The sequence below is a fragment of the Pseudomonas sp. KUIN-1 genome (genome assembly GCF_009176725.1).
Taxonomy (GTDB): Bacteria; Pseudomonadota; Gammaproteobacteria; order Pseudomonadales; family Pseudomonadaceae; genus Aquipseudomonas; species Aquipseudomonas fragariae.
The window spans coordinates 2,543,403-2,561,185 of sequence record NZ_AP020337.1; the positions used below are offsets into that span (position 1 = coordinate 2,543,403).

At 63.1% G+C, this 17,783-nt stretch carries 19 protein-coding genes; 14 read left to right on the forward strand and 5 right to left on the reverse strand.

The genetic code is table 11. The features are described from left to right. Positions 1–7: 7 nt before the first annotated feature. The 14 genes from KUIN1_RS28660 to phnP all read left to right on the forward strand — a co-directional run bounded on the left by KUIN1_RS28660 (position 8) and on the right by phnP (position 11,523). Positions 8–772, forward strand: coding sequence for a methyl-accepting chemotaxis protein (locus tag KUIN1_RS28660; RefSeq protein WP_370661143.1), 765 nt, complete (start codon positions 8–10; stop codon positions 770–772). Between the two features lie 227 nt (positions 773–999). Beyond that, positions 1,000–1,833: a phosphonate ABC transporter ATP-binding protein gene (gene phnC / locus KUIN1_RS11785; RefSeq protein WP_011267538.1), complete on the forward strand. Its 834-nt coding sequence runs from the start codon at positions 1,000–1,002 to the stop codon at positions 1,831–1,833. Positions 1,834–1,877: 44 nt separating this feature from the next. Continuing rightward, positions 1,878–2,888: a phosphonate ABC transporter substrate-binding protein gene (gene phnD / locus KUIN1_RS11790; protein WP_024652303.1), complete on the forward strand. Its 1,011-nt coding sequence runs from the start codon at positions 1,878–1,880 to the stop codon at positions 2,886–2,888. Between the two features lie 28 nt (positions 2,889–2,916). Continuing rightward, positions 2,917–3,705, forward strand: a complete 789-nt coding sequence (gene phnE / locus KUIN1_RS11795) for a phosphonate ABC transporter, permease protein PhnE (protein WP_011267540.1) — start codon at positions 2,917–2,919, stop codon at positions 3,703–3,705. 36 nt (positions 3,706–3,741) lie between these two features. Then, the gene (gene phnF / locus KUIN1_RS11800) at positions 3,742–4,461 is read left to right on the forward strand and encodes a phosphonate metabolism transcriptional regulator PhnF (RefSeq protein ID WP_011267541.1); all 720 of its coding nucleotides are present in this window, start codon (positions 3,742–3,744) and stop codon (positions 4,459–4,461) included. A 14-nt stretch (positions 4,462–4,475) separates the two neighbouring features. Beyond that, positions 4,476–4,940: a phosphonate C-P lyase system protein PhnG gene (gene phnG, locus KUIN1_RS11805; protein ID WP_011267542.1), complete on the forward strand. Its 465-nt coding sequence runs from the start codon at positions 4,476–4,478 to the stop codon at positions 4,938–4,940. Beyond that, on the forward strand, positions 4,940–5,536 hold the full coding sequence (gene phnH / locus KUIN1_RS11810) for a phosphonate C-P lyase system protein PhnH (RefSeq protein WP_011267543.1): 597 nt from the start codon (positions 4,940–4,942) through the stop codon (positions 5,534–5,536). The genes phnG and phnH overlap by 1 nt, the downstream gene beginning before the upstream one ends. Continuing rightward, the gene (locus KUIN1_RS11815) at positions 5,536–6,615 is read left to right on the forward strand and encodes a carbon-phosphorus lyase complex subunit PhnI (protein ID WP_103378197.1); all 1,080 of its coding nucleotides are present in this window, start codon (positions 5,536–5,538) and stop codon (positions 6,613–6,615) included. The genes phnH and KUIN1_RS11815 overlap by 1 nt, the downstream gene beginning before the upstream one ends. A gap of 11 nt (positions 6,616–6,626) precedes the next feature. Further along, on the forward strand, positions 6,627–7,499 hold the full coding sequence (locus KUIN1_RS11820; RefSeq protein WP_170855885.1) for an alpha-D-ribose 1-methylphosphonate 5-phosphate C-P-lyase PhnJ: 873 nt from the start codon (positions 6,627–6,629) through the stop codon (positions 7,497–7,499). After that, a complete protein-coding gene (gene phnK, locus KUIN1_RS11825; RefSeq protein ID WP_003403603.1) occupies positions 7,496–8,317 on the forward strand; it encodes a phosphonate C-P lyase system protein PhnK in 822 nt (273 codons plus the stop codon). Before KUIN1_RS11820 ends, phnK begins: the two co-directional genes overlap by 4 nt. Positions 8,318–8,358: 41 nt before the next feature. Continuing rightward, the gene (gene phnL, locus KUIN1_RS11830; RefSeq protein WP_024960089.1) at positions 8,359–9,075 is read left to right on the forward strand and encodes a phosphonate C-P lyase system protein PhnL; all 717 of its coding nucleotides are present in this window, start codon (positions 8,359–8,361) and stop codon (positions 9,073–9,075) included. Beyond that, positions 9,069–10,214 (forward strand): alpha-D-ribose 1-methylphosphonate 5-triphosphate diphosphatase, encoded by a 1,146-nt coding sequence (locus KUIN1_RS11835; protein WP_003403601.1) that lies wholly within the window; start codon positions 9,069–9,071, stop codon positions 10,212–10,214. The genes phnL and KUIN1_RS11835 overlap by 7 nt, the downstream gene beginning before the upstream one ends. Then, positions 10,214–10,780 (forward strand): phosphonate metabolism protein/1,5-bisphosphokinase (PRPP-forming) PhnN, encoded by a 567-nt coding sequence (gene phnN / locus KUIN1_RS11840; protein WP_003403600.1) that lies wholly within the window; start codon positions 10,214–10,216, stop codon positions 10,778–10,780. Before KUIN1_RS11835 ends, phnN begins: the two co-directional genes overlap by 1 nt. Continuing rightward, entirely contained in the window at positions 10,771–11,523 is a 753-nt protein-coding gene (gene phnP / locus KUIN1_RS11845) for a phosphonate metabolism protein PhnP (protein WP_024642918.1), read from the forward strand. The genes phnN and phnP overlap by 10 nt, the downstream gene beginning before the upstream one ends. 9 nt (positions 11,524–11,532) lie before the next feature. On the opposite strand, the gene KUIN1_RS11850 is transcribed toward phnP, so the two are convergent. The 5 genes from KUIN1_RS11850 to KUIN1_RS11870 all read right to left on the reverse strand — a co-directional run bounded on the left by KUIN1_RS11850 (position 11,533) and on the right by KUIN1_RS11870 (position 17,767). Then, positions 11,533–13,056 carry an amidase gene (locus KUIN1_RS11850; protein ID WP_032653818.1) on the reverse strand — a complete coding sequence of 508 codons (1,524 nt, stop codon included), beginning with the start codon at positions 13,054–13,056 and terminating at the stop codon, positions 11,533–11,535. A gap of 118 nt (positions 13,057–13,174) precedes the next feature. Next, positions 13,175–14,326: a M20 family metallopeptidase gene (locus tag KUIN1_RS11855; RefSeq protein ID WP_096134881.1), complete on the reverse strand. Its 1,152-nt coding sequence runs from the start codon at positions 14,324–14,326 to the stop codon at positions 13,175–13,177. Continuing rightward, on the reverse strand, positions 14,323–15,750 hold the full coding sequence (locus KUIN1_RS11860; protein ID WP_024638430.1) for a M20 family metallopeptidase: 1,428 nt from the start codon (positions 15,748–15,750) through the stop codon (positions 14,323–14,325). Before KUIN1_RS11860 ends, KUIN1_RS11855 begins: the two co-directional genes overlap by 4 nt. After that, positions 15,747–16,769, reverse strand: a complete 1,023-nt coding sequence (locus KUIN1_RS11865) for an ABC transporter ATP-binding protein (RefSeq protein WP_054092302.1) — start codon at positions 16,767–16,769, stop codon at positions 15,747–15,749. The genes KUIN1_RS11860 and KUIN1_RS11865 overlap by 4 nt, the downstream gene beginning before the upstream one ends. Next, positions 16,766–17,767: an ABC transporter ATP-binding protein gene (locus KUIN1_RS11870; protein ID WP_024652364.1), complete on the reverse strand. Its 1,002-nt coding sequence runs from the start codon at positions 17,765–17,767 to the stop codon at positions 16,766–16,768. Before KUIN1_RS11870 ends, KUIN1_RS11865 begins: the two co-directional genes overlap by 4 nt. Between the last annotated feature and the right edge of the window lie 16 nt (positions 17,768–17,783).

Below are 17,783 nucleotides of genomic sequence, written 5' to 3' on the forward strand. Positions count from 1 at the left end.
CGCCTCGATGGGCAACTCCGACCAGCAGGCCAACCGTACCGAAAGCGTGGCGGCGGCGATCAACGAACTGGGCGCAGCAGCCCAGGAAATCGCCCAGAATGCGGCACGCACCTCGCAGCAGTCGAGCGATGCGAGCGGCCTGGCCAGCGACGGCCAGAACGTCGTGCAGCAGACCATCAAGGCGATGAACGAGCTGTCCGGGAAGATCAGCGAGTCGTGCGTGAACATCGAAAGCCTGAATGGCAAGACTGCCAACATCGGGCAGATTCTCGAGGTGATCACCAGCATTTCCCAGCAGACCAACCTGCTGGCGCTCAACGCAGCCATCGAAGCAGCGCGTGCCGGTGAAGCAGGGCGCGGGTTCGCGGTAGTGGCCGACGAAGTACGCAACCTTGCGCATCGCACTCAGGATTCTGCCCAGCAAGTGCAGACCATGATCGAAGAGCTGCAGGTCGGCGCTCGCGACGCAGTGACCAACATGACCGAGAGCCAGCGTCAGAGCGAGGACAGCGTCGGCATCGCCAACCTGGCCGGCGAGCGTCTGGGCAGCGTGACCCGCCGTATCGAAGAGATCAACGGCATGAACCAGTCGGTCGCGGCGGCAACCGAGGAACAGACCTCGGTGGTCGAGTCGATCAATGTCGACATCACTCACATCAACACCCTCAACCAGCTGGGTGTCGACAACCTGCGCCAGACCCTGGAAGCCTGCAACTCGCTGGAAGAGCAGGCTGCCCGTCTGCAGCAACTGGTAGGCAGCTTCCGGATCTGATCCGGCCACTCTCTGCGCCGTTGCTCATACCCGGGCGGCGCAGACAGAGCATCTGGAATCGCATCCCGACGCCCTGCATCGCTGACCATGTGCGCATCGCAACAACATCTGCGACAAACTGTTATGACCCCGTCATTCGAGCTTCATGAGGCTGCAACAACACAGGTTCAGTTTGGTTGACAACCGAATGCGACCTGTCCCGGGTTGTGTGCAGACCGAGAAGCCTCATGAACGAAGCCATTCATGTACAAGGCCTGAACAAGACCTTTTCCCACAAAAGCGCGCTCATTGACCTTGCGTTGTCTATACAACCCGGCGAGATGGTTGCGCTGATTGGCGCTTCCGGTTCGGGCAAGTCAACGCTGCTTCGGCATCTCGCCGGCCTGGCGTGCTGTGATCGCAGCAATGGCGGTCAGGTTCAGGTACTGGGGCGCGAGGTTCAGTCCTCCGGTCGCCTCAACAGCCAGGTGCGACGTTTGCGCGCCGATATCGGCTATATCTTTCAGCAATTCAATCTGGTCAACCGCCTCAGCGTGCTCGACAACGTCCTGCTCGGTTGCCTGGGGCGCATGCCGCGCTGGCGCGGCAGTCTGGCGCTGTTCAATAACGAGGAAAAACAGCGTGCGATGGTCGCGCTGGAAAGGGTCGGGCTGGCAGACCTTGCTGCGCAACGGGCTTCGACCCTGTCCGGCGGACAGCAGCAGCGGGTGGCGATTGCCCGTGCCTTGACCCAGCGCGCCGAAGTGATCCTCGCCGACGAACCGATTGCCTCGCTGGACCCGGAATCGGCCCGACGTGTCATGGAAATTCTCGCCGACATCAACCGCCGCGACGGCAAGACGGTCGTGGTGACCCTGCATCAGGTCGATTATGCCGTGCGCTATTGCCCGCGTGCTGTGGCCCTCAAGTCCGGGCGCATCCATTTTGATGGCCAGGCGCAGGACCTCAGCAAACAGTTCCTCAACGACCTCTACGGTGCTGACGCGGATGCGAGTCTGATGATCACCGAGCGAAGCCAGCGCGTGCGGCAAAAAGCCCGCCTCACGCTGGCCAAGGTCTGACGTCGCTTCAACATCCCCCACCTGACATTTTCCGGAGAGCCTGCATGTTCAAGCGTATCGGTCGTCTTCTCGCCTCTGCCGCCTTGCTGACTGCCTGCGCGTTGGGCACGGTCCAGGCCGCAGAAGAAAAAGCCATCAATTTCGGCATCATGTCCACCGAGTCTTCGCAAAACCTGAAAAGTATCTGGCAGCCGTTTCTCGATGACATGAGCCGCAAGACCGGTCTTAAGGTCAACGCCACCTTCGCCTCGGACTACGCCGGCCTGATTCAGGGCATGCGCTTCAACAAGGTGGACGTGGCCTGGCTGGGCAACAAGGCGGCGATGGAAGCGGTGGACCGCTCCAACGGCGAGATCTTTGCCCAGACCTCGGCCGCCAACGGTGACGCGGGCTACTGGAGCCTGCTGATCGTGCGCAAGGACAGCCCGATCAATAGCGTCGAAGACATGCTCAAGAACGCCAGGAGCCTGACCTTCGGCAACGGTGACCCGAACTCCACTTCGGGCTATCTGGTGCCAGGTTATTACGTGTTTGCGAAAAACCACGTCGATGCGTCCACCGCCTTCAAGCGCACCTTGAACTCCAGTCATGAAGTCAACGCCCTGAGTGTTGCCAAGGGGCAGCTGGACGTTGCGACCTTCAACACCGAAAGCTGGGATCGCCTGGCCGTGACCCAGCCCGACAAGGTCGAGCAACTCAAGGTTATCTGGAAATCGCCGCTGATCCCGGCCGACCCGATTGTCTGGAGCAAGGCGCTGTCGGACCAGGACAAGGCCAGGATTCGTGAATTCTTCACCAGTTACGGCAATACCGATGAAGAGAAAACCGTCCTGAAGAACATGCAGATGGGCAAGTTCCTCAAGTCCAGCGACGACCAGTTGTTGCCCATTCGCCAGCTCGAACTGTTCAAGCAGCGCACCGAAGTGGTGGCCAGCACCACGCTGGATGAGCAGGAGAAAGCCACCCGTCTCAAGGAGATCGATGCCAGCCTGAGCAAGTTGCAGGAGCGTATCACCGAGCTGAACCAGAAAACCGCAGGCAGCTCCGCAGGTTGAGCCAGCCGTTCACGATCAGGAGTTCGTCATGACCACTCACGTTGCCTATACCCAGGTTGCGGGCAAACCCAACAGGTCCCGTTATCTGGGCTGGGGCCTGTTGCTCGCTGCACTGGCCTGGGCCTGGCACGGCGCAGAAATGAACCCGATGGCACTGGTTCGCGACTCGTCGAACATGGCCACATTCGCCGCCGATTTCTTTCCGCCGGACTTCCGTGAGTGGCGCAGTTACCTCAAGGAAATGCTGGTGACTATCCAGATCGCCCTGTGGGGCACGGCACTGGCGATTGTCTGCTCGATACCGCTGGGCATTCTGTGCGCCGAGAACATCACGCCGTGGTGGATTCATCTGCCGCTGCGGCGCTGCATGGACGCGTTTCGTTCGATCAACGAGATGGTCTTCGCGATGCTGTTCGTGGTCGCCGTCGGGCTGGGGCCGTTCGCCGGGGTGCTGGCGCTGTGGATCAGCACCACCGGGGTCCTCGCCAAACTGTTCGCCGAAGCTGTCGAAGCCATCGAGCCCGGACCGGTCGAAGGCGTGCGCGCCACCGGTGCCAGCGCCTTGCAGGAAGTCATCTACGGGGTCATTCCGCAGGTCATGCCGCTGTGGATCTCCTATGCTCTATACCGGTTCGAATCCAATGTGCGCTCGGCAACCGTGGTAGGAATGGTCGGCGCAGGCGGCATCGGGGTTATTCTCTGGGAAAACATTCGCGCCTTTGCGTTCGTCCAGACCAGCGCCGTGCTGCTGGTGATCATCGTTGTGGTAAGCGTCATCGACATCATGTCGCAGCGCCTGCGCAAGCAATTCATCTGACAGAAGAGGGGTGTTCAATGAACACTTTTTTTAACCATGCAGTTGTCTAGACAAGTTAGCCCGATGTACCACGAGCTCGCCAACATCTTGCGTGAAGAGCTGACCACCTATCAGCCCGGCGATTTCCTGCCCGCCGAATTTCAGCTGGCCGAGCGCTTCAGCGTCAACCGCCACACCATTCGCCGCGCGGTCGATGAACTGGTGCGTGAGGGCAGCGTGTTGCGACGTCAGGGCAAAGGCACTCAAGTGCTGGAGCGTCCGCTGATTTATCCGATGCAGGCTGATAGCGCCTATAGCAAATCCTGGTCGGCGCAGGGCCTGGGCGTGGAAGCGATCCTGCTGCGTCGTCAGGAATGTCAGGCCAGCCGTGAAGATGCCCAGCATCTGGGAGTGGACGAGCACGCGCCGCTGATCGAACTGCAGACACTGCGCAAACTGGACGGCCAGGCGGTCAGCCTGATCTTCCACCGCTACAGCGCCCGTTACAGCGATTTGCTGGCCGATTACCGCGGCGGCTCGGTGCGCCAGTACCTGGCTGAGCGCGAGTTGCCGTTGAGCCGTGCGCAGAGCCTGATCGGCGCACGCCTGCCGTCCCGTGAAGAGGCCGCGTGGTTGCTGATGCCCAGACACATGCCGGCGCTGACCGTACTGACGGTTTCCTGCGACGCGGCGGGGCTGCCGGTGGAGCTTTCCCGCTCGGTCAGCCGCGCCGATCGTTTCCAGTATCAAGTGGCGACTCCTTTCAAGACGACCTGACACCGAGGTGTTCCATGCAAGCAACTCCCGAAACAACGGCGCGTCAGCACTGGATGGGCGTACTGGCCCGCGCTCATGCCGATCAGCCGAGCCGCGAGCAGTTGAACCGCCACGAAGCGGCGCTACGCGACACCGATTACCAGATGATCCGCGCCCCGGAAATCGGCATGACCCTGGTGCGCGGCCGTATGGGCGGCACTGGTTCCGCTTTCAACCTCGGCGAAATGAGCGTGACGCGCTGTGTGGTGCGTCTGGCCGATGGGCGCACCGGCTACAGCTATCTGGCGGGACGCGACAAGCGCCACGCTGAACTGGCGGCGCTGGCCGACGCGCATTTGCAAGGCGCGCAGCAGGCCTGGTGGCTGTGCGAACTGATCGAGCCGCTGGCGCGTGCGCAAGCCGAGCGTCGGGCGCGCAAGGACGCCGAGGCCGCGGCAACCAAAGTCGAATTCTTTACCCTGGTCCGAGGAGAAGACTGATGAACGCCGTTCTTTTGCAACCTGCCTTCAGCGATCCGGTACTGGATGCCCAGCGCAGTTTTCGTGTCGCCCTCAAGGCGTTGTCCGGGCCGGGCGTGATCCAGACCTTGCCCACCGCGCATCAGCCGCCGGCCTTGCAGGGCCTGGACAGTGCAACCCACGCCTTGTGCCTGGCGTTGCTGGATCTGGACACGCCAGTGTGGCTGGCACCGGCATTCGATACCCCGGCGATTCGCGCGAACATTGCCTTTCATTGCGGCAGCCCGATTGTCACTGAGCGGCACGCAGCGCGCTTCGCGTTGCTCGATGCGGCGACGGCCCTGCAACTGCACGATTTCGATACCGGCAATGACCGCTACCCGGATCAGTCCTGCACCTTGCTGATCCAGCTACCTGACCTGCAAGGCGGGCGGATGCTTGCCTGGAGCGGTCCGGGCATCGAGCGACACCATTCGGTGGCGCTGCCGCTGGATCAAGGTTTCTGGGCCGCACGTGAAGCGCGTAATGTTTTTCCTTGCGGGCTGGATGTGTTCTTTGTCTCGGGCAATCGACTGCTCGGCTTGCCACGCAGCACTCGCGTGCAGGAGTGTGCCTGATGTACGTCGCGGTCAAGGGTGGCGAACAGGCCATCGATAACGCTCACCGCCTGCTGGCCAGCAGGCGTCGTGGCGACACCGGCATCGCTGAACTCGACGTCGAGCAGATCCGTCAGCAACTGCCGCTGGCGGTAGCACGGGTCATGAGCGAAGGGTCGCTGTACGACCCGCAGCTGGCTGCGCTGGCGATCAAGCAATCGGCGGGCGATCTGATCGAAGCGATCTTCCTGCTGCGCGCCTATCGCACCACGTTGACGCGCTTCTGCGCCAGCCTGCCCATCGACACCTCGGACATGCAGCTCAACCGTCGCTTGTCGGCCACGTTCAAGGACCTCCCCGGCGGTCAATTGCTGGGGCCGACCTTCGACTACACCCACCGCTTGCTGGATTTCACCTTGCTGGCCGAAGGTGAGCACCCGGGCCCGGAAGTCACCCCGCACGCCACGCTGGAGCCCTGTCCGCGAGTGCTCGGGTTGCTGGCCAAAGAAGGGCTGATGAAGCCCGAAGTCGACGATGGCGAGCGCGTAGCGGACATCACCCGCGAGCCCCTGGAGTATCCGTCCAGCCGTGCCCAGCGCCTGCAGGCACTGGCGCGTGGCGATGAGGGGTTCCTGCTGGCGCTGGGTTATTCGACCCAGCGCGGTTATGGCCGTAATCACCCGTTCGCCGGAGAAATCCGTATCGGCGAAGTGGAAGTCTGGATCGAACCTGAAGAACTGGGTTTCCCGATTGTGATTGGCGACATCGAAGTCACCGAATGCGAGATGGTCAATCAGTTCGTCGGCTCGGCCAGCGAACCCGCGCAGTTTACCCGCGGTTACGGTCTGGCGTTCGGCAACGCGGAGCGCAAGGCGATGGGCATGGCACTGGTGGACCGTTCGCTGCGCGCCGAGGAATTCAATGAAGAGATCGTCTCACCAGCCCAGCAGGAAGAGTTCGTCCTGGCGCACTGCGACAACGTTGAAGCGGCGGGTTTCGTCTCGCACCTCAAGCTGCCGCATTACGTGGACTTTCAGTCCGAACTGGAGCTGATTCGCAAGCTGCGCACGTCTGCACCGAAACCGGGGAGCGACCAATGACTCATGCACCGATGAACACCGCACAGCAAAGGCCTGCACGGGACGAGGCCTACAACTTCGCTTATCTGGACGAGCAGACCAAACGCATGATTCGCCGCGCCTTGCTCAAGGCGGTGGCGATCCCCGGTTATCAGGTGCCGTTCGGCGGCCGCGAAATGCCGCTGCCGTATGGCTGGGGCACCGGCGGGATGCAACTGACCGCGGCGATCCTGGGCGCCGATGATGTGCTCAAGGTCATCGACCAGGGCGCTGACGACACCACCAACGCGGTCTCGATCAGGCGTTTCTTTGCCCGCACGGCCGGCATCGCCACCACCGAACGCACGCCCGAGGCGACGGTTATCCAGACCCGTCACCGGATCCCGGAAACACCGCTGCACGCCGATCAGATCATGGTCTATCAGGTGCCGATTCCCGAGCCGCTGCGTTTCATCGAGCCCTCGGAAACCGAGACCCGGACCATGCACGCGCTGGATGATTACGGCGTCATGCACGTCAAACTCTACGAGGACATCGCCACTTTCGGCCATATCGCCACCAGTTACGCCTACCCGGTGATGGTCGATGAACGCTATGTGATGGACCCGTCGCCGATTCCCAAATTCGATAACCCCAAGCTGCACATGAGCCCGGCATTGATGCTGTTCGGTGCGGGGCGCGAAAAGCGTCTGTACGCCGTGCCGCCGTATACGCAGGTGGTGAGTCTGGACTTTGAAGATCACCCGTTCGAGGTGCAACGCTGGGAGCAGTGCTGTGCTATTTGCGGCAGCCATGATTCCTTTCTCGACGAGCTGATTCTCGACGATGCCGGGACGCAGAGCTTTGTCTGTTCCGACACCGATTACTGCGCCCAGCGCGTCAAACAGCAGGAGAACGACCGATGATCAGTGCACGTTCACTGGACCCGGCGGGCGAGCGCCTTCCCGAGGCTGTGCAGCCGCTGCTCAAGGTACGCGGTCTGACCCGTCTGTACGGTGTGCAGAAGGGCTGTCAGGACGTCAGTTTCGATCTGTATCCCGGTGAAGTGCTGGGCATCGTTGGCGAGTCCGGCTCGGGGAAATCCACGCTGCTCTCGCTGTTGAGCGGACGTTGCCCGCCGGACCGCGGCAGCATCGACTATCGCAGCAAGGAGGGCGACTGGTTCGACCTGTACAGCGCCAGTGAGGCGCAGCGGCGCACGTTGCTGCGCACCGAGTGGGGCTTTGTCGAACAGAATCCGCGCGATGGTCTGCGCATGGGCGTGTCGGCCGGCGCCAATATCGGCGAGCGTCTGATGGCGCAGGGGGTACGCAATTATCAGCAGTTGCGCGGTGCCGCGCTGGACTGGCTGACCCAGGTGGAGATCGATCCGCAGCGCATCGACGACTTGCCGCGGACTTTTTCCGGCGGCATGCAGCAGCGCCTGCAAATCGCCCGCAATCTGGTCTCCAGCCCCAGACTGGTGTTCATGGACGAACCCACCGGCGGGCTCGACGTATCGGTGCAGGCCCGCTTGCTCGATCTGTTGCGCGGGCTGGTGCGCGAACTGGATCTGGCCGTGGTCATCGTCACCCATGATCTGGCGGTCGCGCGGCTGCTGGCTGACCGGCTGATGGTCATGCGTCGCTCGGAAGTGGTCGAAAGCGGCCTGACCGACCAGATTCTCGATGACCCGCAGCACCCGTATTCGCAACTGCTGGTGTCCTCGGTATTGCAGCCATGAGCCGCACTGTCCGAACAGCCTGTACAGAAGAGGTGAGCCCGATGACAACGTTGATCGAGGTCCGTGACCTGTCGAAAACCTTCACCCTGCATCAGCACAACGGTGTAGTCCTCAATGTACTGCGCGGCCTGAATTTCTCGGTGCGCGCCGGCGAATGCCTGGTGCTCAGCGGGCAATCCGGCGCGGGCAAAAGCACGCTGCTGCGCACCCTGTACGGCAATTACCTGCCTGCCGCCGGCAGCATTCGCGTGCAGCATGAAGGCGAGTGGACCGAACTGGTCGGCGCAACCCCGCGCCAGGTGCTTGAGGTGCGACGCAAGACGCTCGGCTACGTCAGCCAGTTCCTGCGCGTGATCCCGCGTGTGTCCAGCCTGGACGTGGTCATGGAACCGGCCCTGGCGCGCGGCTGGTCCCGTGAGCAGGCGCAGGAGCGTGCGCAACTGCTGCTGGGGCGGCTGAACATTCCGCAGCGTTTGTGGCCGCTGGCGCCCAGTACGTTTTCCGGTGGCGAACAGCAGCGCATCAACATCGCGCGCGCATTCATGGTGCCATGGCCGGTGCTGCTGCTCGACGAACCGACTGCGTCGCTGGACGACGCCAACCGCCGGGTGGTGCTGGAGCTGGTCGATGAGGCCAAACGGGCCGGTGCAGCCCTGATCGGTATCTTCCATGACCGCGACGCCCGCGAGGCAGTCGCCAATCGTCAACTCGACATGACCCCGGTGGACCTCACCGCCAAGGAGTTGCTGCAATGCTGAACGAACAGGTTTTCAGTAACGCCCGCGTGGTGACGGCCGAGCAGGTATTCACCGGCACTGTGGTGGTCCGTGACGGCCTGATTGCCGAGGTCGAGAGTGGATGCAGCCAGTTGAGTCAGGCTCAGGACATGCAGGGCGATTACCTGCTGCCGGGGTTGGTGGAATTGCACACCGACAACCTCGAAAAGCACCTGTCGCCGCGTCCGGGCGTTGATTGGCCGTCGATGTCCGCGGTGATCAGCCACGATGCGCAAATCGTCGCAGCGGGCATCACCACGGTGTTCGACGCGCTGTCGATCGGCGACATCAACCCCAAAGGCAAGCGCATGCAACAATTGCCCGCCATGCTGCAGGCGATTGCCGACGCCAACGCGGCAGGCCTGACTCGTGCCGAGCACCTGCTGCACCTGCGCTGCGAGGTCAGCCACCCGGATACCTTGAGCGTGTTTCGCGATCTGGTGGACCAGCCACTGGTGCAACTGGTCTCGGTGATGGACCACGCGCCCGGCCAGCGTCAGTTTGCCCTGGAGTCCAAGTACCGCGAGTACTACATGGGCAAGTACCACATGAACAACGAGGAAATGGACCGTTTCATCGTTGAACAGGTGGCCAACTCCAACGAGTACGCCGACCGTTACCGGCGTGCGATCGTCGAACTGTGCCTGGCGCGCGGCCTGTCGATTGCCAGCCACGACGATGCAACCATGGCGCATGTCGAGGAGTCGGCGGGTTTCGGCATGAACATCGCCGAGTTCCCGACCACACTCGAAGCGGCCCGTGGCTGTCGGCAACTGGGCATGAGCGTGTTGATGGGCGCACCGAACATCGTGCGCGGCGGCTCGCACTCCGGTAACGTGGCGGCAGCATCGCTGGCCACGGACGGGCTGCTGGATATTCTGTCCAGCGATTACTACCCGGCCAGCTTGTTGCAGGCTGCATTCATGCTCGCCGCTCAGGACAACGCATGTGACCTGCCGCAGGCGATCAACATGGTCAGCCACACGCCGGCCGTGGCTGCCGGGTTGGCGGATCGTGGTGAAATACGTGTCGGGCTGCGCGCAGATCTGATCCAGGCACGTGATCATGCCGGCCTGCCGGTTATCGACAAGGTCTGGCGACAAGGCAAGAGGGTGTTTTGATGGTTGGCAGGTTGATCTATCTCATCGGGCCGTCCGGATCAGGCAAGGACAGCCTGCTGGACGCGGCCCGGGATACCCTGGCGCAACGTGATTGCCGGATCGTTCGGCGGGTCATCACCCGTTCCGCCGAAGCGGTGGGCGAGGCGGCGCAGGCGGTGACTGTCGAGCAGTTCGAGCAGATGCGCGAGCGAGGCGCGTTCGCCCTGAGCTGGCAGGCCAATGGTCTGCACTACGGCATTCCCGTCGAGATCGATCAGTGGCTGCTGGAAGGCCATGACGTCCTGATCAACGGCTCCCGGGCGCATCTGCAAAAGGCGCAGGCGCGCTATCCCACGCTGCTGGCGGTGTTGCTGACGGTCAATCAGGAGGTGTTGCGCAAGCGCCTGCTGGCACGCAACCGGGAAAGCCTCGCGGAAATCGAGGAGCGCCTTGCGCGCAACTCGCGCTTTGCCGGAGATTTGCTGGCGAGCAACCCGCAGGTCTTCCCGCTGGATAATTCCGCTGACCTGCAACACACCGTTGCCACGCTGCTCGGCCTGCTCGACAAGCGTCACGCATGCGCCTGACCCTGTTGGGCACCGGTGACGCCCGGCAGGTGCCGGTCTACGGTTGTCAGTGTGTGGCGTGTGCTGCCGCGCGGACCAATCATGATCTGCGCCGCTTGCCGTGCAGCGCGCTGATCGAGTGCGCCGACCAGCGCTGGTTGATCGACAGTGGCCTGACCGACCTCACCGAGCGTTTCCCGCCGCGCAGCCTGAGCGGGATTCTGCAGACGCATTACCACGCCGACCATGCGCAGGGGCTGTTGCACCTGCGCTGGGGCCAGGGGCTGGTGATTCCGGTGCACGGCCCGGCGGATCCGGAAGGCCTGGCCGACCTCTACAAGCACCCTGGCATTCTGGATTTCAGCCAGCCATTCGCGGCCTTCGAACGCCGTGCACTGGGCGCGTTGCAGGTCACAGCGCTGCCACTGACGCACTCAAAGCCTACGTTCGGCTACCTGTTCGAAGGTGACGGGCAACGTTTTGCCTACCTGACCGACACCGTCGGCCTGCCCGACGACACCCGCGAGTACCTACAACGTGCACCGCTGGATCTGCTGGTGCTCGACTGCTCGATGCCTCCACAGCCTCAGCCGCCGCGTAATCACAACGACCTGACCCTGGCGCTGCAAACCATCGAGTGGCTGCGACCGGGCAGGGCGGTGCTGACGCACGTCGGCCATACGCTGGATGCGTGGTTGATGAGGCACTCCAAACAGTTGCCGGGCAATGTAGTGGTGGGGCGGGATGGTATGACGGTGGTCTGAGCGACGTCTTCACATCGCACCGATCTCCGGCTTGCCCGTTCTCGACCCGCCATAAATCGGCGGATGCGTGACGATGTGGGTCAGGTCGACCGCCGAGGCCAGCAGTTTCTGCAGGTCGGGACGCGGACGTGACAGGCGTGGATCATTCAGTGTTGCCTGCTCGATCGCTGCAGCGCAGGCCAGCAGTTTCGCATCGCCACGAAATCCGCCGATCACCTGCAGCCCGAACGGCATGCCGTTGTGGTCGGTGCCGCAGGGCAGGGACAGCGCCGGGTTGGTGGTCAGGGTGATGGTGTAGCACAGCGCCAGCCAGCGATAGTAATTGTCCAGCGGCACGCCGTTGACTTCGCGCAGGTACAGCTCGCTCCAGGGGAAGGGCGAGACTGGCGTGGTGGGCGCGAGGATCAGGTCGTAGTGTTCGAATTGTTTCTGAAAGCCGCGAAAGATCCGGCTTTGCTCGCCATGCGCCTTGACGCAGTCCTGCAGCGACATCGCGGCACCCATGTCGAAATTGGCGCGGGTGTTGGGCCCCAGTGCATCAGGATCGCGGTCGTGAGCGTCCTGCAGCCCGGCGACGAAGGCTTCGGCACGCAGGACGTCGAAGGTGCGATGGGCGCTGGTCAGGTTCAGGTCGATGGCTTCGCAGGACTTGAACAGCGATTTCAGGGCGCTGATCTTTTCCCGAAACACGGCACGGATTCTGTCATCCACAGCACACGCGCCGAAGTCTTCGCTGTAGCCGACGCGCAACTGGCTGAGGTCGATCGGGCGCGGTGCGAACTCGTCGGCGGCGATGGCATAACTCAACGGGTCGGACTGCCCCAACCCGGCGCTGGCGCGCAGTTGCAGCAGGGTATCGGCAACATTGCGGCCCATCGGGCCTACCACTGAAATCGGTGTCCAGCCGAGCTTTTTGCGCTCACTCGGCACCAGCCCGGGCGAAGGACGCAGGCCGACGATACCGCACAGCGCCGCGGGAATGCGCAGCGAACCGCCGGTGTCCGAGCCGCTGCACAACGGCACCATGTCCACGGCCAGTGCGGCGGCTGATCCGCCCGAGGAACCGCCGGCATTCAGCTCGGGATTGAACGGGTTACCGGTCGCGCCCCACACCACATTGCGGGTATTGGCGCCTGCGCCCAGTTCCGGAACATTGGTCTTGCCGACCATGATTGCCCCGGCCGCACGCAGGCGGGCGACGAACAGGTTGTCCTGCGCGGGAATGTTGTCGCGAAACAGTTGCGAGCCGTAGGTGGTGAGGACCCCGGCGGTTTCTTCCAGGTCCTTGATGCCGATTGGCAGGCCATGCAGCAGCCCCAGCGGCTTGCCTTGCGTGACGGCCTGTTCGGCCAGCAGTGCCTCGTCGCGGGCGCGCTCGAAACAGGTCGCGGCGAAGGCATTGATCTTCGGGTTCAGGCTTTCAATCCGCTCGATACAGGCCTCCAGCAATTCCACCGGAGAGAGCTGTTTGTTGCCGATCAGCGCACGCAGTTCGGTGGCGGATTTACCGAGCAGCTCGGACGAGTTTTGCATGGAGTGTTCCTCGCTGGACTTAGGTATAACGCTGGGTGCGGAGCATGGGTACGGTACTGGCCCGAATGTTCATCGTTCCGCACGCTCCGCGTGGGAATGCAGTTCGTGACGCTCTGCGTCACACATCCCCCAGCGCCAGAATCGTCGCGACCAGTGCCTGGCCTCTGGGCACCAGGGTGTTCAGTTCCAGGTACTCGCGGTCGGTGTGGACCTTGCCGCCCACCGGGCCAAGGCCGCACAGGGTCGGGATCCCCAGGCTGGCGGTGAAGCCCGAGTCGGCGCAGCCTCCGGTGAATTCGCCCTCAACGCTAAAACCCAGCTCCTGCGCGAGGCCCTGATAAATACTCAGCAACTCGGTACTGTGCCGGGCTTCCATCGGCAGGAAGGTGGTGGCTTCCAGCAGTCTGGCCGACGTGCCGGACAGTTCCTCTTCGGCGACGATAGCCTGCACGGCTGCAAGTATTTCCGCCCATTGGCGAAGCTCGACAAAACGCACATCGAGCTTCGCCGTGGCGCTGGGCGCTACCGTATTGCTGGAGGTACCGCCGGAGATCAGCCCGACATTGGTGGTGATGCCCGCCGCGTAATCAGTCAACGCATGCAACTTGATTATCTTGTGCGCCAGCGCCTGAATGGCGCTGGCGCCGTCGGCATGATTGACCCCTGAATGCGCCGCGCGGCCGCTGACTTCGATGATCAGCGTGGCACCGCCTTTGCGCGCGCTGACCACATTGCCACTGGCGCGTCCCGGCTCGGGGTTGAGCACCGCGCGCGCCTGGCGGGCGTAGTGTTCGATGTGATTGCGAGCGCTGGCGGAGCCGATTTCCTCGTCGCCGGTATACAGAATCTGCACCGGGAACGGCAGCGGGCCTGCGCGCTTCAACGCCTTCAGCGCAAAGCAGTTGAGCACCAGTCCGCCTTTCATGTCGGCCACGCCAGGGCCGTAGGCCAGCTCGGCGTCCCTGGTATAGCCGCGGGTGGACGTGGTGCCTTTCGGAAACACCGTGTCGCGGTGCCCAAGCAACAGCACCGGCTTGCCGGGTCCACCGGGCAGTTCAGCTAGCAGCACATCGCCGAAACCCTCGACCGGGATACGCTGGACGCTGATTCCGTCAGCCTGCAATTGCGCGCAGAGCAGCTCACCGACTGCGTCGACGCCGACCTTGTCATAACTGTTGGAATCGGTATCGACCAGGCGCTGCAGCAGCGCTTCCATCGCCTCATATTGCTCAGCCAGCCACGCAGTGGCGTGCAGTTGTGCTTCATTCATTCACTCAGCTCCTGTGCCCGTTGTTCCCGGGTCAGTCGTGCGCCGTCCGTGCCCAGGTCCCAGAACAGTCCGGCCATGATTTGCAGGCTCTCCTTGACCACCGGAGCCAGCAAGTGCTCGTCAGGTGCATGCTGCGAGCACGCCGGGTATGAGTGTGGCACCCAGACCGTCGGCAGGCCCAGCACTTCAGCGAACACGTCATTGGGCAGCGAACCGCCCAGATTGGGCAGCAGCGCAGGTTTCTTGCCCGTGGTGGCGGCCAGCGAATCCAGCGCCCAGCCGACCCACGGGCTGTCCGGCGACAGGCGCGTGGCGTGCATCACGTCCATGCGGGTCTGCCTGACCTCGACGCGATCGAAGCCATGGGCATCCAGGTGCGCGCGCACCGCGGGGATGAAGGCGTTGTAATCGCTGTCGACCACAAAGCGAATGTGACACAACGCGTGAGCCTTGCCGGGAATGGCGTGTACCGGGGCGTCCGGGTTGCCGGTCTTGAAAGCGAGCACGTCGAGGGTGTTCCAGCCGAAGACTTTTTCGCTGAGCGACAGCGCCGGGTTGCCCCAGTCGGCGTCGATGTCCGGGTCGCCGGGGCCGCCGCCGACCTCGATATCCGCCAACGCGGCCTTCACTGCGTCAGGGATGGCTTTGGGCATCAGCCCTGCAACTTTCACCCGGCCATGCTCATCGACCATGCTGGCGATGGCATTGGCCAGAATGATGCCCGGGTTAGCCAGCAGGCCGCCCCAATTGCCGGAATGGTGCGCGCCTTCGCGCAGGTTCACCGTCAGCTCGAAGTTGAACACCCCGCGCGAGCCGAGAAACAGGGTAGGGCGTGCCGCTGCGAGGCGCGGGCCATCGGAGGCGATAAAGATGTCGGCGGCGAGCTCTTCAGAATGGGCCTGGCAGAACGCGCTCAGGCCGGGAGAGCCATCTTCTTCGCCCATTTCCAGAAGCAGTTTGACGTTGAAGCCCAGCTTGCCATCGCGAGCCTTGAGGGTCTGCTCCAGTGCCGTCAGGTTGATCAGGTGCTGGCCCTTGTTGTCGGCGGTGCCGCGCCCGTACCAGCGCTCGCCACGTTCGATCACCTGCCATGGCGACAGGCCGGTCTGCCACTGTGCGTCATAGCCGCGAACCACGTCGCCGTGGCCGTAACTGAGCAGCGTCGGCAGTTCAGCGGCTTCGATGCGCGTGGCGATCATCAGCGGGCCACGCCCGGCGACCGGGTTGTCATGCACGGTAACGCTGAAACCCAGGCGCTCGACATGCGGGGTGATGAACTCATGAAGATAACGATACAGCTCGGGCAGGCTCTCGGCCTCCTGGCTCTGGGTCGGGTAGGCAACGCTTTTGCCGAGCAGGGCGAAAAACGCGCCGTTGTCGAACTGTTCAGTGACGTTTTCGATGGCGTGCGAACGGCTACTCATGAGGGTATCTGCTCCAGAGGTTTCGAGGTGTCGTGCAGGTGGCAGCGAACGGTTCCGCCTTCCATGCGGCCAATGGCCGGGGCTTTTTCCTTGCACACCGGCATGCACGCCGGGCAGCGCGGATGAAAGGCGCAGCCGGACGGCGGCGACATGGGATTGGGAAAGGTCCCGTGCAAACCCAGGTCGGGAATGCCCAGGTGCGGGTCCGGGGTCAGCACCGAGTCCAGTAACGCCTGGGTGTAGGGATGGCCGGGCCGGGCGAACAAGGATTCGCGGCTGCGCTCTTCAACGATCCGCCCCAGGTACATGACCGCCACGCGGTCGGCCAGATGTTCGATGACGGCCAGGTTGTGGCTGATCAGCAGGTAAGTCAGGCCGAACTCCTGCTTGAGGTCCTGCAACAGATTGAGGATCTGCGCCTGCACCGAAACGTCCAGCGCCGAAGTCGGCTCGTCGCAGATCAACACATCCGGACGCATCACCAGCGCCCGGGCAATCGCCACACGCTGGCGCTGGCCACCGGAAAGCTGGCTCGGGTAACTGTCGATCACGCGTTTGGGCAAGCCGACCACGTCCATCATCGCTTCGGCGCGCTGGCGACGTTCTGCCGGGGTGCCGATGCCATGCACGATCAGCGGCAGCGTGACGATCTCGCGCAGGGTCTTGCGCGGGTTGAGTGACGAGTAGGGGTCCTGAAAGATCGGCTGAATGCGCCGCGCCATCTCCTTGCGGTCGGTGCCGGCGAGGTGCTTGCCGTTGACCAGTACGTCGCCGCTGCTGGGCGCAAGCAGCCCCAGCAGCATCTTCGCCAGGGTACTTTTACCGCAACCCGATTCGCCGACCAGCCCGAGTGTTTCGCCGCGCATCAGGCGCAACGACACACCATCGACGGCTTTGAGCGTGGCATCGGGTTTGAAAAAACCACGACTGATGCTGAATTCGCGGCGTATATCGCACAGCTCCAGCGCAATGTCTTTCTTGACGCTGGCAGTCGGAACCTGTTTCACGGCGGTATTCATGACGGTGCGCCCTCACGGTGAAACACAGGTTCGGCGCCCGCTGCGGCAAACAGGCAGCGAGTCATGTGGTTGTGGCTATTGATCGGCGGGACGTCGTCGGCACAGGCCGGGATCGCTTGCGGGCAGCGATTGCGAAATGCGCAGCCGTGTTGCTCGCCCACCAGACTGGGCACCAGCCCTGGAATCGACCCCAGCGGCTGGCCCGGCTGAGTGCGTCCGGGGATCGGAATGCTCGCCAGCAAACCGCGGGTATAGGGATGTTGCGGGTTCTCGAACAACTCGATGGCCGGGGCGGTCTCGACGATCTGTCCGGCGTACATCACCGCAACCCGGTCGGCGATACGTGCCACCAGACCCAGGTCGTGGGTGATGAAGATCACGGCCAGACCCAGCTCCTTCTGAATGTCGCGGATCAGGCGCAGGATCTGCGCCTGAATGGTCACGTCCAGCGCGGTGGTCGGTTCGTCGGCGATGATCACGTCCGGTTCGCACATCAGGGCCATGGCGATGATCACCCGCTGGCGCAGGCCGCCGGACAATTGGTGCGGATACTGGCGCAAGCGCTCGCCCGCGTTGCTGATTCCGACTTTATCGAGCATCTGCGCGGCGCGCTGCAGTGCCTCCTTGCGCGACACCTTGCGGTGTCGGGTGAGCACTTCGCTGAGCTGATCGCCAATGCTGTAGGCCGGGTTCAGCGAGGTCATGGGCTCCTGAAAGATCATCGCCAGACGGTTGCCGCGCAGGTCGCACATCTGCCGCTCGCTCTGGGTCAGCATGTCGATGCCGTCCAGGCTCAGTGTCGTTGCGGTACGCCGGGCCTTGCGCGGCAGCAGGTCCATGAGCGCCAGCGACGTCAGGGATTTGCCGCAGCCGGACTCGCCGACGATGCACAGCATTTCGCCGCGCTCGACCTGAAAGTCCAGGCCGCGCACTGCGTGAAGCGTGTCTTGCCCGAGAGGAATCTCGACACGCAGGTTTTCAACATGTAACAGCGCCATGTGCGTCTCTCCTCTG